Origin of the sequence: Streptomyces sp. AF1A, from assembly GCF_047340315.1 — a bacterium.
Taxonomy (GTDB): domain Bacteria; phylum Actinomycetota; class Actinomycetes; order Streptomycetales; family Streptomycetaceae; genus Streptomyces.
On record NZ_JBLEBI010000389.1, the window covers coordinates 1 to 397 of the forward strand.

1 protein-coding gene is annotated in these 397 nt (G+C 69.3%); it reads right to left on the reverse strand.

Annotation, left to right across the window (positions count from 1 at the left end):
* Positions 1-45: 45 nt before the first annotated feature.
* On the reverse strand, positions 46-397 hold a 352-nt coding region (locus ACLU3S_RS37045; protein WP_413956363.1), incomplete at its 5' end, for a DUF3459 domain-containing protein.

Genomic DNA, 397 nt, shown 5'->3' on the forward strand with positions numbered 1-397 from the left:
TCGCGGGAGTGTCCTCGAACGTGTCCAGTACCGGTTCGTTGACGGTCATGACGCTGCGGGCCCTCCGATCTGGGGCGTCGATCGCCCGACGTGGAGCACGTGCGCCGGCGCGCTGCCGGGCGTCAGGCGCACGTAGTTGGTGCTGCCCCAGCGGTACGTCTCGCCCGTCAGTTCGTCGTGCACGGTCAGGGCGGCGTCCCAGTCCAGGCCGAGTTGCGGCATGTCCAACGAGACCGTGGTCTCCTGGGTGTGGTGGGGGTCGAGGTTGACGACCACGATGACCGTGTCCGCCCCCGTGCTCTTGCTGTAGGCGAGCACGGCGTCGCTGTCGGTCCGGTGGAAACGGAGGTTGCGCAGGCGCTGTAGCGCCGGGTGCCGGCGGCGGATGGTGTTGAGG